This is a genomic window from Labrenzia sp. OB1, from assembly GCF_001624695.1.
Lineage (GTDB): Bacteria > Pseudomonadota > Alphaproteobacteria > Rhizobiales > Stappiaceae > Roseibium.
The window spans coordinates 70,459-83,639 of record NZ_JSEP01000018.1 but is presented as its reverse complement, the minus strand read 5'-3'; the positions used below and the strand labels follow the sequence as shown (position 1 = coordinate 83,639).

The following is a 13,181-nucleotide window of genomic DNA, read 5'->3' as shown; positions in this document are numbered from 1 at the left end:
ACCTCAAGCCACCCGGCCAATGTAGACCATTTCAGGAAAAACGGTATTCCGTAACGTGACTATAGGTTTCCGAAGGCCTTAACAACACACTTGTAAAGCCCTCGCGGTTGACGCTGTCGGGCCAGCGCTGAGCTTCCAGGCAGAGACCGGCATGGTGCGTGTAGGGTTTTCCGCCCAGCCCCGGCGCCTGAACGTTCAACATGCCAGCGTCATAGAATTGCACGCCGGGCTCCGTCGTCCAAACCTCCATGCGCCGCTCTCCGGCGCTGTCTTCAAGAGCGGCAGCGAATTGCACGGTCTCGCGGGCCTTCGTGGAGAGACAGAAATTATGATCGAAGATCACATCCTCCTCGCCTGCCTTGCGGCGGATCTTGCGGCCGCTCCGGAAATCATACGGCGTCCATTCGACCTTGCGGATCTCGCCTGTCGGGATCAGTTGATCGTCGACCGGAAGATAGGTTTCCGCTGCGATCTCAAGCGTGTGATCGAGAATCGTGCTGCTGCCATCGAGATTGAAATAGCTGTGCTGGGTCAGGTTGACCGGGGTTGTCCTGTCCGTGACCGCCGTGATTTTCACACGCAGCGCGCCGGTTCCCGTCAATGTGTAGCGCAGCAGAGCCTCGACGCGGCCGGGATAGCCCATGTCGCCATCCTCGGAGACCAGCTTCAGCAGGATGCTTGCCTTGTCGTGCTGCTCCAGTTGCCAGACCCGGTTGAAGAACCCGTCCGATCCCCCATGGAGATGGTTTATCCCGCCGTCGTTGCGGTCAAGCTGGTAACTTGTACCGTCGATCGTCAGGCGGCCGCCGGCTGTCCTGTTGGCGCAGCGCCCGACAATCGCACCGAAGTACCTGGGATGATCCAGGTAGCTTTGCAGATCCCCGAAACCGAGAACGACGCTCTGCCCGTCCACCTTCAGGTCGCGGATGATCGCGCCGAAGGTCAGGACGGAGGCTTCGAGCCCGCCTTTCTTCAGTGTCACCTCCTGCACTTTCGTGCCATCAGGCAGCACAGCGAAATCCCTGATCATGAAAGTCTCCGATGAGAAGCTGTGTGGACCCGCGAGCGAAGAGCGGCGGGGGAGCCGCGCCCTTCGCTGAAACCCCTGACGTCAAAGCGTCTGATTGTAGTCGCCGACTTCGGAGTTCTCGCGCAGCACGCCATCCACCGCCTTGAACATTTCGTGCAACCGCGCCTCGGAGACCGGGCTTTCGACTACCACAACCAGTTCCGGCTTGTTGGAAGAGGCGCGCACCAACCCCCAGGTACCGTCCTCGGCAACCACCCGGACGCCGTTGACCGTAATCAGGTCGGAAATCGACTGGCCGCCGACTTTCTCGCCCTTCGCCTTCATGTCCTGGAACCGGGCAACCACCCTGTCGACCACATCGTATTTGACCTCGTCGGCGCATTTCGGTGCCATGGTCGGCGAGCCCCAGGTCTTGGGAAGATCCCGGCGGAGGTCGGCCATCGTCTTGTCCGAGTTGCGGTCGAGCATGTCGAGGATCGCAATGGCGGAGACGAGGCCGTCGTCGTAGCCACGGCCGATCGGTTTGTTGAAGAAGTAGTGGCCCGACTTCTCGAACCCCACAATCGCGTCCAGCTGGTTGACCCGGCGCTTGATGTAGGAATGGCCGGTCTTGAAGTAGTCCGTCTTTGCACCGTTCGCCTGAAGCACCGGATCGGTGTTGAAGAGACCGGTCGATTTCACGTCGACGACAAACTGGCTGCCGGGATAAAGAGCGGAGATGTCCCGGGCGAGCATGACCCCGACCTTGTCGGCGAAAATCTCCTCGCCCTCGTTGTCGACAACGCCGCAGCGGTCGCCGTCACCGTCGAAGCCGAGGCCGACTTCCGCGTCGACTTCCAGCACCTTGTCCCGGAGCGCATGCAGCATTTTCATGTCTTCCGGGTTCGGATTGTAATTCGGGAAGCTGTGATCGAGTTCCGCATCGAGCGGGATGACCTCGGCCCCGAGCGCCTCCAGGATTTTCGGAGCGAACGCACCTGCCGTGCCATTGCCGCAGGCCACGACGATCTTGATCGGCCGCTTCAGTTTCGCGCGGTCGGTCAGATCCTTGAAATAGATCTCCGGAAACCCGTCCACGAAGCGGTAGCTACCGCCCCCCTTCAGATCGAATGCCGCCTCGAGAACAATTTCTTTCAGGCGTCCCATTTCGTCGGGTCCAAAGGTCATCGGGCGGTCAACGCCCATCTTGACCCCGGTCCAACCGTTGTCGTTGTGGGAGGCTGTGATCATCGCGACTGCGGGAACATCCAGGGCGAACTGGGCGAAATAGGCCATGGGCGACAGCGCCAGACCGATATCATGGACATTGATGCCGGCTGCCAGAAGGCCGTTGACGACCGCCATCTTGATCGAGGCCGAATAGCTGCGGAAATCGTGACCGACCACAATATCCGGGCGCACACCGCGTTCATGAATGAGAGTGCCGATGCCCATGCCGAGCGCCTGCATTCCCATCAGGTTGATTTCCTTCTCGAACAGCCAGCGGGCGTCGTATTCCCGGAAACCGGTCGCTTTCACCATGGGAAACGATTCATATTCGAGTGTGTTCGGACTCAAACTCGGCACTGGTTTGGGAAACATGCAAGCCTCTCAATTTGAAAAAAGGATCCGGAAAAATATCGAAGGTATCTGCTACTGAACCAGTACAAGGGTGCCCTCGGACATGTCAAACTTTCTCAGTTGGTTGAGAACGGACATACCCAGCAGCGGCTTCCCAAGGCTTTCGTCTTTCATCACCAGCGCATTCACGTTCGTGAAGCGTATGTCACCGATGCTCAAACGGTCGATTGTCGCCTTGGCGCCCAAAGCGGTACCGTTGGCCGTCCGGACTTGATGCCTGAAGTCGGTTTCCTGCAGAAAAATGCCGATATCTTCGGCAAGCGACCGCGGAAGCACGGTCAGGGTCGCCCCGGTATCCACAAGCAGATCGACAAATCGACCATTCAGACGCCCCTCGGCGATAAAATGCCCCTGAGCGTTTGCTGAAATGCGATGCGTCCGGCCGCCGCCAGACCCTGTTTCGCTTGCGCTTTCGCTGACGGCTGAAGGTGCTTCACGGTCGGCCAGTGTCTTCAGGCCGCTTTCGATCAGCCCAGGTGCAAACGGTGCGAGAGCAACGCAGACCAACAAAATCACCATAAACCGCCACATGCCCGGCCGACCCTTCAAAGCGAGATGCCGCTGGCTTAGCAGAGTTTCCTTAGCGGCCTGTAAAACCGGGTCTGGAATAGACCATCAGACGATTTGATCGGCCAGACGGACAATATCCGCCTTCATCGGCGCGCTGGACTGGGCGCCGGTCACGGTGCAGGCCAGAGCGCCTGCGGCGACCCCTTCCCTGAGCGCCCGTCCAAACGGCAAGTCATGGTCGAGCGCAGCCGCCAGAGCGCCGCAAAAGGCGTCTCCCGCGCCGGTGGTATCCACCGCATCGACAGAGGGCGAAGCAAAACGGAACCGGTCGTCGCCTTTGGCGGCGGCAACACCTTCGGAGCCGAGGGTCACCACCACAGCCCGCCCGGGCCTGACCACATTGTCCAGAAAGGTATCCACTCCGTCCGCGATTCCGAGGCTACCGGCAAGGAGTGCTGCTTCGCTTTCGTTCACCACCAGCGTATTGACCGCCTCAAGCCCGGCACCCGGATCGCCCGCCGGAACGGGAGCCGGGTTCCAGAAAACGGATGCCCCTGCCCCGCGCGCCAGTCCCATCGCCCGAATGGTTTCCTCATAGGGGGATTCTCCCTGAAGTATCAGAACATGAGCGTCCGTAAGGCTGTCTTCCAGCCAGTCGGCCCGGACACGCGCGTTGGTGCCGCTGGCGACAATGATCTGGTTTTCACCGGAGGGATCTATACCGATCAGGGCAAGACCGGTTGCGCCGTCCAGTTCCCTGACATCCGACAGGTCGATGCCCGCTTCCCGCAGATTGGCGAGGGCCGGAACCGCAAAGGCGTCCCGCCCGACCGCACCTACCATTTTCACCTCGGCGCCTGCGCGGCCCGCGGCCAGCGCCTGGTTCGCGCCCTTGCCGCCTGCGAAGGACTGATGGTCCGGCCCGCTGACCGTCTCCCCCGCTTTAGGCAGCCTGGGGACGGAAACGACGAGGTCGAGGTTGATGGAGCCGAAAACGGTGATCATGCCGTGATCCTTGTTCAAAATATGCCCGGAAGCAGATGACCCCGCTGCCCGGAACCGCCACATGGAACCGCCACATGGAACCGGCGTGAAGGCCCTTGCCAGAAGACGCAGAAACCGTGTCACACCGGCGCAGGGCCGGATATCTCCGGCCCTGCGCCAAGCGGGCTATTTCGTGCCGTACATCCTGTCGCCCGCATCGCCGAGACCTGGAACGATATACCCCTTTTCGTTGAGTTTCTCGTCGATCGAGGCCGTGAAGATGGGCACATCCGGGTGCATCTGGTTGAATTTAGCAACCCCTTCCGGAGCCGCCAGCAAGCACAGGAAACGAATGTTGTTGGCGCCGCGCTCCTTCAGTTTCTGGATGGCGGCAATGGCGGAATTGGCGGTGGCCAGCATCGGGTCCACGACGATCACAAGACGCTCGTGCAGATCTTCCGGGGCCTTGAAATAATATTCGACCGGCTGGAGGGTTTCCGGATCCCGGTAAAGGCCGATGTGGGCGACGCGTGCCGACGGGACCAGGTCCAGCATGCCTTCCAGAAGACCGTTGCCCGCCCTGAGGACTGAGGCGAAGACAAGCTTCTTGCCCGCAAGCGTCGGCGCCTGCATTTCGGCAACCGGCGTCTCGATGGTCTGGCGAACCAGCGGCAGATCCCGGGTCACCTCGTAGCACAGCAGCGTGGAGATCTCGCGCAGAAGCCGCCTGAAGCCCTGGGTGGACGTGGCCTTGTCACGCATGATGCTCAGTTTGTGCTGGACCAGCGGGTGGCTGATGACGTTGGCTCCGGACATATCTGCCTCTCTTTTGTTCAAGTCTGGGTCCGTGCAATCCGGACCGGCCTCAATGAATTTCCATGTTCGGGAGCTATGCCCCGAACGGCAACCAAAAAACAGACCCCGGGTTCATAAATCTTTCGAGATTGCCCCACTCGTCCGTGCCGCGTTCCAGAATCCCCCGTCCGGCACGATGTGTGCCGCCCTCCAGAATGCAGGTGAGCGGCAACTGCTCCTCCGGAACCTCAAGCTCACCGCGCAGCAGTTCCGCCAGCCTGTCGGTGAGGGCGGAACTGACGGCGCGCAGTTCGGTCATGCGATCCTGTTCCCCCTGAAAAGTCAGAGCATCAGCGGCGGTTTTTATCTTCATCACCCCGCTGTCGACGAACAGCCCGGCATGGATTTCGTCTGCCGGTGGCGTCAGATCCGCAAGACCGTCAACTTCCAGCCCGGCCCAGGCAAAGGGTTCGACAAGGGCGTAGACCATTTCCTGGGCGGCCAGATGGAAGGGCACGGCACTTGCCGCATCATCATCGGGCAGAGCGGAATGGGCAAAGCTGTCGCCAAGGGAAATCTCGCCTTCCTGAGCTCCGCCGTCCCAGACCGGAGCGAGCGATTCCAGCAGGTGATCGAGAAGCTTGCCGGCACTGACAGTGCCGTCGCTGTCTTTCGCCAGACGCGTGGCCAGCAGGCCTGGCCGGGTGGCGTCGCCTTCGGAAAACAGGTCGGGACGCAGCGCCAGCGCTTCTCCCAGACGCTTGAGGTGACGCTGCATGTGTTCCAGCAATCCGGCGTCGCGCTCCGGATCCCATTGCAGGCCAAAGGCCAGCTCCTGCGTGTCGAACCGGATCAGGGTTTCGGCATCGACACGATACGGATCCGTCATCTCTGCGGAAAATGAACCTGCTGCGAACATGTGAAAAGCGGCAAGGGCCGATGCCTGCCTGCCCGTCGCGACGGTCCCGGTCATCCGGTCTTCGAAAGTCCAGCCTTGCGGATGCCGGGTCTTCATGAAAGTGCCGAGCACCGCAAGATCCGTTGCCGCCGCCAGCATGTCTTCGGCAGTCTCAAAGTTGCGGGCGCTTGCCATCGCGCCCCACCGGTCGATGCCACCGGCTTCGAAGTCCCGCCATATGCCATAGGGCGGGATCTGGAAATCGGGATAGGTCTCCCGGGTTGTTTCCAGAACCGTCACCAGGGCGTCGCCCAGTTTGGCAAGATCCACCCCTACATGGGCAAGCGTGCCTGCTTGCGCCAGATCGAGAAGCCGGTGCGCCTGGCGCCGCACTTCGCTCGGCTGGAAAAAGGTCAGGGGTGAGACGGAAGAACTCATCAAAACAATCCGGAATTGGGAGACGGGAGGCATCGCCAAGGGCGGCCTCCCGAAGAGACATGTCTGGTGTGGCTTGCCACCATAACCTTGTCAAACGGGTTCGTCATTACAGCTCCGCCACCCTTGTCCGCACAGACAGGGGGCATCTCGGGTCCTACCCCTCGGCCGGTTTCTGCACCGCGCTGTCCAGCCGGACCAGCAGGCGTTTTCGCGTCGGCTCGTCGCAAAACGCAGCCTCTATGGCCGTGCGGGTGATCTCCATCTGGTCGTCGAACGTCCAGTCGAAAGTTTCGGAGACGGAGGAATATTCCTTGCCGAGTGTCGTTCCGAAGAACGGCGGATCGTCGGAGTTGAGGGTGACCTTCACGCCTTGCCTGCGCAGCATGTTCACCGGATGGAAGCGCAGATGGGTATAGACGCCCAGTGACACATTCGAGCCCGGGCAGACTTCCAGGACGACCTCCTCGTCGATCAATCGCTTTATCAGGTCCTTGTCCTCAATGGCTCTCACACCGTGCCCGATCCGCTTGACGCGAAGGAATTCCAGCGCTGCGGTTATGCTGTCGGGACCGCCGAATTCGCCGGCATGGGCCGTCGTACCGAGCCCCGCTTCCGCGGCCATTCGGAAGGCCTTGGAAAAGTTCGCGGGATGGCCCGAGCGCTCATCGCCGGCAAGACCGAAACCGGCTACCAGAGGATCGGGATTGGCAATCACCTCCTTGGCGACACGTTCCACCGCCGCAGCCCCGAAATGGCGCACCCCGACGGCGATCATCCGGCCCTCGATGGCGGTATCGTTCTTGGCGCGCTCGATCCCGGCGGACAATCCTTCAACATAGGAGCGGTAGGAAAGGCCCGTCGCCTGGGCATGATCGGGCGAAATGAAGATCTCGCCATAAATAGCGCCCTCGGCGGCCAGCATGCGGAAATAGGTTTCCGCCAGGATGGCGTAGTCGGCGGGGGTCTTGAAAACGGCACTTGCCGTGTCATAGGCCTTCAGGAATGTGGTGAAGTCCGACCAGACATATTTGCCGTTGCCATCCAGCACCTTCGACACGTCCATGCCGTGCTTGTCCGCCAGCCGCTTGACCAGGCTCGGCGGGGCCGCGCCTTCAATGTGGCAGTGCAGTTCAGCTTTCGGAACCGTGATGGGATCGCTCATGTGCGGCGGGTCCTCGATCGTGAATGAATGGCAGGTCTGCCGTATCCGGTGTTCTGAGCCACACCCTTGGCAGGTGCCGGCTCAGTTCATCATTGTGCCTGAGTCCCCGACCTAAAGAAAACTCTCACCGTGGAGGCCCCGGGCTATGCCCAGATGATCTGCGATGCTCTCGCCGATATCGGCAAATGTTTTCCGTCCACCTACGGATCTGCCTGGAATACAGGGACCCGTCGCGATGACCGGGACATGCTCACGCGTGTGGTCGGTGCCCTTCCATGTCGGATCGCAGCCATGATCCGCGGTCAGGATCAGCAGGTCCCCTTCGCGCAAAGCGGCGAGCAGTTCCGGCAGCCGGCGGTCGAAATGTTCCAGCGCGGCGGCATAGCCCGGAACATCCCGCCGGTGACCGTAAAGCGAGTCGAAATCGATGAAATTGGCGAAGACCAGATCTCCGTCCACGGCCTGCTGCATGGCTTCGAGAGTTTTTTCGAAAAGCGCGTCGTTGCCGGCGCCCTTCAGAACCTTCGAGACACCCTGATGGGCGAAGATGTCGGAGATCTTGCCGACACCGTAGACGGTGCGGCCGGCCTGTGTCAGCCGGTCGAGCAATGTCGGCTCCGGCGGCAGCACCGAATAGTCCCGCCGGTTGGGCGTGCGGGCGAAAGTCGCGGCCGTTTCACCGGCGAATGGCCGGGCGATGACACGGCCGATGTTGTAGGGATCGGCGAATTCGCGTGTGATCTCACACAGCTCATACAGCCGCTCCAGGCCGAAATGCGCTTCGTGGGCTGCGATCTGTATGACCGAATCCGCCGACGTATAGAAGATCGGTTTGCCCGATCTCAGATGCTCCCCGCCAAGCTCGGCGATGATCTCCGTACCGGACGCATGCTTGTCACCGAGGATGCCGTCCAGTCCTGCCTTGTCCATGATCTTGTCGATCAGTTCACGCGGAAAGGCCGGGATCGTCTTTGGGAAATAGCCCCAGTCGAAGCGGACGGGCACACCGGCGATTTCCCAGTGGCCGGAGGGCGTGTCCTTGCCGTTGGACACTTCCGCCGCATAGCCCCAAAGCCCTTGCGGGCCGCCTGCGAAATCCAGGCCTGGCACGCTCTTGCCGGTCGACAGCTTGCCGGCCGCGCCAAGGCCGAGCCGGTCCATGTTGGGAACCGACAGAGGGCCGCTGCGCAACCCGTCCCGATCCGCCAGGCCGGCGGCGCAATTTTCGGCGATGTGGCCCAGAGTATCGGACCCGGCATCGCCAAAGGCGCCCGCGTCCTGCGCGCCGCCAATGCCGAAACTGTCCAGCACGCACAGAATTGCACGAGGCATGGGCATCTCCTCAAGTTTTTTTCTAATGCCGGCCTGATGCCGGATGGGCACCGGGATCTGTGGTCCCGGCACAAGTTCGTGTCTTACGGCGCGATGCGGCCAGCAATGATGGGCCGGTCGACGACGTCCGCGGCCGAACCGAGGGTATAGGCCCGGCGCAAGGCGACGGCTGCCGCTTCCGCGTCTTCCCCGGATCTTGCGTGCACGATCGCCAGCGGCGCGTCCGCATCTACCGTATTGCCGACACCCGCCAGGCTGGTCAGTCCGACAGCAGGATCGATCACATCCGAAGCCGCCTTGCGGCCACCGCCCAGCGCCACCACAGCCACGCCGACCGCCCGGGCGTCAACACCTGTGACGACACCGTCGTGATCGGCATAGACAGGAGCTTCGACGGGCGCCTTTGCGAGGTAGAGTTCGGCTTTTTCCATGAAGTCGGCCGGACCGCCCAGTGCCTCGACCATCTGCGCGAATTTTTCCGCCGCCTTGCCGCTTTGAAAGGCCTGGCGCATCATCTCTTCGCCCGCTTCGGCTGTCGCGGCGATGCCACCGGTGGCAAGCAGTTCTCCGCCTTGGGCAACCGTCACGTCCCACAGGCGGTTGTCGATGGCCGTCCCTTTCAGGAAATCCACCGCGTTCTGCATCTCGATCGCGTTGCCCGCAGCGGAGGCCAGCGGTTCGTTCATGTCAGTCAACAGGGCTGTGGTTTTAAGTCCGGCGCCATTGGCCACCTGAACGAGGCTTTCGGCCAGTGCGCGGGCTTCCTCCAGCGTCGCCATGAAGGCGCCGGTGCCCCATTTGACGTCCAGCACCAGGCCCTGCAGGCCTGCCGACAGCTTTTTCGACAGGATGGAAGCGGTGATGAGATCAATGCTCTCCACGGTGCCGGTCACGTCGCGGATGCCGTAGAAGCGCTTGTCTGCCGGGGCCAGATTGCCCGTCTGGCCGATGACGGCGCAACCGATCTCCTTGACCACCTTCTTGAACAGCGCATTGTCCGGCTGGGTCTGGTAACCGGGAATACTGTCGAACTTGTCCAGCGTGCCGCCGGTATGGCCAAGGCCGCGGCCGGAGATCATCGGCACGGCGGCGCCGCAGGCGGCAAGCGCAGGGGCGAGCATCAGGGAGACGTTATCCCCGACGCCGCCTGTTGAATGCTTGTCGAGGACCGGCGCGTCGATACCGGACCAGTTCATGACATCGCCGCTGTCGCGCATGGCAAGCGTCAGGGCCACGCGTTCGTCCACGCTCAATCCCCTGAAAAAAACGGCCATGGCGAGGGCCGCAACCTGTCCCTCGGTGACCGATCCGTCGGCCAGTCCCTTGACGAAAAAAGCGATCTCCGCGGCGTCGAGTGTTCCCCCGTCACGCTTCTTGCGGATCAGTTCCTGCGGCAGCATGTTTGGTATCCTTGCGGCATCATTTTTCAGACACCCTGTTTCAGTTTCAATAGGCTTGGCCGGCCGCGGCTTCCTTGCCCTCGATCGTCGCGATCAAGGCATCCAGAAGACCGCTCGCGCCGAAGCGGAAGGTGGACGCCGACGCCCAGTTGTGACCCATTATCCGATCCGCAAGCGCCAGATAGGACGCAGCGTCCTCACTCGTCCTGATGCCGCCAGCGGGCTTGAACCCGATGACGCGCTCAGCATTGTCGCGGCGCGCCTCCTCAATGGCGGTCAGCATGATTTCGGCGGCCTCGAGCGTGGCATTGACGGCGACCTTGCCCGTGGAAGTCTTGATGAAGTCGGCTCCGGCGGAAATCGCCACATTCGATGCGGCATGGATCAGCAACGGATCGCCGATCTCTCCGGTTTCCAGGATCACCTTCAGGACCGCAGGCTCCGGGATCACCGTCTTGACGCGGATGATCTGCTCTTCGGCATATCCTTTCCGGCCCGCCGTGAAAGCCTTGAAATTCATCACCAGGTCAATCTCGTCGGCGCCAACGGCCAGCGCCTGCTCCGCTTGGGCAACCACGGTATCGGTGTCGTCTTCCCCCGCCGGGAAATTCACGACGGTGGCAACCTTGACGCCGGTTCCCTTCAACTCCTGTGCTGCCTGCGCGACAAAACGCGGCCACACGCAGACAGCGGCGACCGAACCATGGTCCGTTACGGTGCGCGCACTCAGTGCGGTGATATCGGCGGCGGTGCAGTCCTCGTTGAGGTTGGTCAGATCAATCAACCCGAGGGCGCGTTTTGCGTTTTCGACCATGTCACTCATTCACCGACCTCCTTCACAAATGCCCTTACCAGCTCTTTCATGCGTTCCATGCCCTGCAGGGCGACGGATTTGGTCTCGTCGTGGGAAAGCGCATGGGTCTGCATGCCCGCCCCGTAGTTGGTGACAATCGACATGGCCGCAACCCTGAGCCCCATGAACCGGGCCATGATCACTTCCGGTACGGTGGACATGCCGACCGCATCCGCGCCCAGCAGCTTCGCCATGCGAATTTCCGCAGGCGTTTCGAAGGAGGGGCCCGAGAACCACATGTAGACACCTTCGGCAATCGGATCGCCGGTTTCCGCGGCAGCCTTCTTCATGGCTTCCCGCAGTTCGGGATCATAGGCAGCGCTCATGTCCAGGAAGCGTTTCTCGTCCTCCTCGCCGATCAGCGGGTTCTTGCCCGACCAGTTGATGTGATCGCGGATCAGCATCGGCGAGCCCGGCGCAACCTCTTCGCGCAGGGAGCCGGCCGCGTTGGTCGCCAGAAGGATCTCGCAACCGAGTTCCTTCAGGGTCTCCACAGGCGTGCGCATGACCGACGGGTCGCCAGTTTCATAATAGTGGGCACGGCCCGACAGGATCACCACGGGAACCCCAGCCAGCGTGCCGGCCACAAGTTCACTGGAATGGGAAGTCACGGTGGAGACCGGAAACTCGGTCAGATGCGTGTAGGGAATGCGGACCGCGTCCTCGACTTCCTCGGCCAGCGCGCCGAGGCCCGAGCCGAGTATCATGCCTATCTTGTAGGAGCCTTCGCGGGCGGCGCGGACGATTTCCGCGCATTCATGGCCATAACCGCTCATCGAGGGTCAGTCCTTCCTGTTATTTGACGTGTAATCCAGTTCGAATGCTGCCGGCAGCAGCTCGTCCATGGTGAAGCTGCGGCGAACACCGTTCAAGTCCGCGACATGGACGATCAGATCGTCCGTGCCGAATTCCTTCAGCCGCTGGCGGCACATGCCGCAAGGCGTGCACAGGGCCGCATCGCCGATGACAACGGCTTCGGCAATTTCGCGATAACCCGCCGCGATCATGGCCCCGACCGCTCCGCCTTCGGCGCAGACGCTCACCGGGTAAGACGCGTTTTCGACATTGCAGCCGGTAAACACGCTACCGTCCGGAGTGCGCAGTGCAGCGCCGACCAGGAAGTTGGAATAAGGCGCATAAGCGTTTTCGCGCACCGCCCTGGCCGCTTCGAAGAGCTTGTCCAGTTCGCTCATGACCGTTCCTTCAGATATGGAATACCGGCGGCTTTCGGCGGCACCGCCTTGCCTATGAAGCCGGCAAGCAGGATCACCGTCAGGATATAGGGCAGCGCCTGGAAGAACTGAACCGGGATCTCACCGATACCGGGGACCTCCTGGCCCTGCATGCGGATGGCCACCGCGTCGAGGAAGCCGAAGAGCAGGCAGGCGAACATGGCGCTGGCCGGCCGCCACTTGGCGAAGATCAGCGCCGCCAGCGCGATAAAGCCCTTGCCCGCCGTCATGTTGACGCCGAAACCCGCCCCTTGCGCGATCGACAGATAGGCGCCCGCGAAGCCGCAGAGAATGCCGCAAGCGATCACCGCGCGATACCGCAGCCAGGCGACCGAGATGCCCGCCGTGTCGACGGCGGCCGGATTTTCGCCAACGGCACGCAGCCGCAGGCCGAAGCGCGTGCGGAACAGCACCCACCACGTCAGCGGAACGGCGATGAACCCGGCATAGACGAGGATATTGTGCCCGGACAAAAGCTCGCTGTAGAGCGGCCCGATCACCGGTACGTCGCGCAATTGTTCGGCATACGGCCAGACGATATCCCTGAACCGACCACCCTCGGGCAGCGCCGGAGTTCGCCCCCCCTGGCGGAACCAGGTCTGGCCGAGCAGCGCCGTGAGGCCGGCCGCCAGGAAGTTGATGGCCACACCGGAAACGATCTGGTTGCCGCGATTGCTGATCGAGGCGAAGCCATGCAGCAGCCCCAGCGCAACGGAGACACCGATGCCGGCCAGCAGGCCAAGCCAGGCGTTCGCGGTGATATAGGCGACGGCACCGGCACCGAAGGCGGCGCCGAGCATCTTGCCTTCCAGGCCAATATCGACAACGCCCGAGCGCTCGGAATAAAGCCCTGCCAGACAGGCCAGCAACAGGGGCGTCGACAGGCGGACGGTGGAATCGAGGATGAGGATGAGGGTCTCGAACATG

13 protein-coding genes are annotated in these 13,181 nt (G+C 61.9%); all 13 read right to left on the bottom strand.

Annotated features, from left to right (window positions below; all coding sequences use genetic code 11):
• Window positions 1–31: 31 nt before the first annotated feature.
• Complete coding sequence (locus OA90_RS20805; RefSeq protein WP_068416836.1) at window positions 32–1,030, bottom strand: aldose epimerase family protein; 999 nt, start codon at window positions 1,028–1,030, stop codon at window positions 32–34.
• Window positions 1,031–1,111: 81 nt separating this feature from the next.
• The gene (locus OA90_RS20800; RefSeq protein WP_068416832.1) at window positions 1,112–2,611 is read right to left on the bottom strand and encodes a phosphomannomutase/phosphoglucomutase; all 1,500 of its coding nucleotides are present in this window, start codon (window positions 2,609–2,611) and stop codon (window positions 1,112–1,114) included.
• A gap of 51 nt (window positions 2,612–2,662) precedes the next feature.
• Window positions 2,663–3,169, bottom strand: a complete 507-nt coding sequence (locus tag OA90_RS20795) for a TIGR02281 family clan AA aspartic protease (protein ID WP_199823789.1) — start codon at window positions 3,167–3,169, stop codon at window positions 2,663–2,665.
• Window positions 3,170–3,265: 96 nt separating this feature from the next.
• Entirely contained in the window at window positions 3,266–4,165 is a 900-nt protein-coding gene (locus tag OA90_RS20790; RefSeq protein ID WP_068416983.1) for a ribokinase, read from the bottom strand.
• 165 nt (window positions 4,166–4,330) lie between these two features.
• On the bottom strand, window positions 4,331–4,960 hold the full coding sequence (upp, locus tag OA90_RS20785; RefSeq protein ID WP_068416828.1) for a uracil phosphoribosyltransferase: 630 nt from the start codon (window positions 4,958–4,960) through the stop codon (window positions 4,331–4,333).
• 73 nt (window positions 4,961–5,033) lie between these two features.
• Window positions 5,034–6,275 carry a DUF1688 family protein gene (locus OA90_RS20780; RefSeq protein ID WP_068416980.1) on the bottom strand — a complete coding sequence of 414 codons (1,242 nt, stop codon included), beginning with the start codon at window positions 6,273–6,275 and terminating at the stop codon, window positions 5,034–5,036.
• A gap of 154 nt (window positions 6,276–6,429) precedes the next feature.
• Window positions 6,430–7,437: an adenosine deaminase gene (locus OA90_RS20775; protein WP_068416824.1), complete on the bottom strand. Its 1,008-nt coding sequence runs from the start codon at window positions 7,435–7,437 to the stop codon at window positions 6,430–6,432.
• 111 nt (window positions 7,438–7,548) lie between these two features.
• The gene (locus tag OA90_RS20770; protein WP_068416820.1) at window positions 7,549–8,769 is read right to left on the bottom strand and encodes a phosphopentomutase; all 1,221 of its coding nucleotides are present in this window, start codon (window positions 8,767–8,769) and stop codon (window positions 7,549–7,551) included.
• A gap of 83 nt (window positions 8,770–8,852) precedes the next feature.
• Window positions 8,853–10,169: a thymidine phosphorylase gene (gene deoA / locus OA90_RS20765; protein ID WP_068416816.1), complete on the bottom strand. Its 1,317-nt coding sequence runs from the start codon at window positions 10,167–10,169 to the stop codon at window positions 8,853–8,855.
• A 46-nt stretch (window positions 10,170–10,215) separates the two neighbouring features.
• A complete protein-coding gene (gene deoC, locus OA90_RS20760; RefSeq protein ID WP_068416812.1) occupies window positions 10,216–10,992 on the bottom strand; it encodes a deoxyribose-phosphate aldolase in 777 nt (258 codons plus the stop codon).
• On the bottom strand, window positions 10,989–11,798 hold the full coding sequence (locus tag OA90_RS20755) for a purine-nucleoside phosphorylase (RefSeq protein WP_068416809.1): 810 nt from the start codon (window positions 11,796–11,798) through the stop codon (window positions 10,989–10,991). Before OA90_RS20755 ends, deoC begins: the two co-directional genes overlap by 4 nt.
• A gap of 6 nt (window positions 11,799–11,804) precedes the next feature.
• The gene (gene cdd, locus OA90_RS20750) at window positions 11,805–12,215 is read right to left on the bottom strand and encodes a cytidine deaminase (protein ID WP_068416806.1); all 411 of its coding nucleotides are present in this window, start codon (window positions 12,213–12,215) and stop codon (window positions 11,805–11,807) included.
• Entirely contained in the window at window positions 12,212–13,180 is a 969-nt protein-coding gene (locus OA90_RS20745) for an ABC transporter permease (protein ID WP_068416803.1), read from the bottom strand. The genes cdd and OA90_RS20745 overlap by 4 nt, the downstream gene beginning before the upstream one ends.
• Window position 13,181: the final 1 nt, after the last annotated feature.

Bases quoted from the DNA above. Each gene is read 5' to 3' on its own strand.
- OA90_RS20805 (WP_068416836.1), bottom strand. From the start codon at position 1,030: ATGATCAGGGATTTCGCTGTGCTGCCTGATGGCACGAAAGTGCAGGAG.
- OA90_RS20800 (WP_068416832.1), bottom strand. From the start codon at position 2,611: ATGTTTCCCAAACCAGTGCCGAGTTTGAGTCCGAACACACTCGAATAT.
- OA90_RS20795 (WP_199823789.1), bottom strand. From the start codon at position 3,169: ATGGTGATTTTGTTGGTCTGCGTTGCTCTCGCACCGTTTGCACCTGGG.
- OA90_RS20790 (WP_068416983.1), bottom strand. From the start codon at position 4,165: ATGATCACCGTTTTCGGCTCCATCAACCTCGACCTCGTCGTTTCCGTC.
- upp (WP_068416828.1), bottom strand. From the start codon at position 4,960: ATGTCCGGAGCCAACGTCATCAGCCACCCGCTGGTCCAGCACAAACTG.
- OA90_RS20780 (WP_068416980.1), bottom strand. From the start codon at position 6,275: ATGAGTTCTTCCGTCTCACCCCTGACCTTTTTCCAGCCGAGCGAAGTG.
- OA90_RS20775 (WP_068416824.1), bottom strand. From the start codon at position 7,437: ATGAGCGATCCCATCACGGTTCCGAAAGCTGAACTGCACTGCCACATT.
- OA90_RS20770 (WP_068416820.1), bottom strand. From the start codon at position 8,769: ATGCCTCGTGCAATTCTGTGCGTGCTGGACAGTTTCGGCATTGGCGGC.
- deoA (WP_068416816.1), bottom strand. From the start codon at position 10,169: ATGCTGCCGCAGGAACTGATCCGCAAGAAGCGTGACGGGGGAACACTC.
- deoC (WP_068416812.1), bottom strand. From the start codon at position 10,992: ATGAGTGACATGGTCGAAAACGCAAAACGCGCCCTCGGGTTGATTGAT.
- OA90_RS20755 (WP_068416809.1), bottom strand. From the start codon at position 11,798: ATGAGCGGTTATGGCCATGAATGCGCGGAAATCGTCCGCGCCGCCCGC.
- cdd (WP_068416806.1), bottom strand. From the start codon at position 12,215: ATGAGCGAACTGGACAAGCTCTTCGAAGCGGCCAGGGCGGTGCGCGAA.
- OA90_RS20745 (WP_068416803.1), bottom strand. From the start codon at position 13,180: ATGTTCGAGACCCTCATCCTCATCCTCGATTCCACCGTCCGCCTGTCG.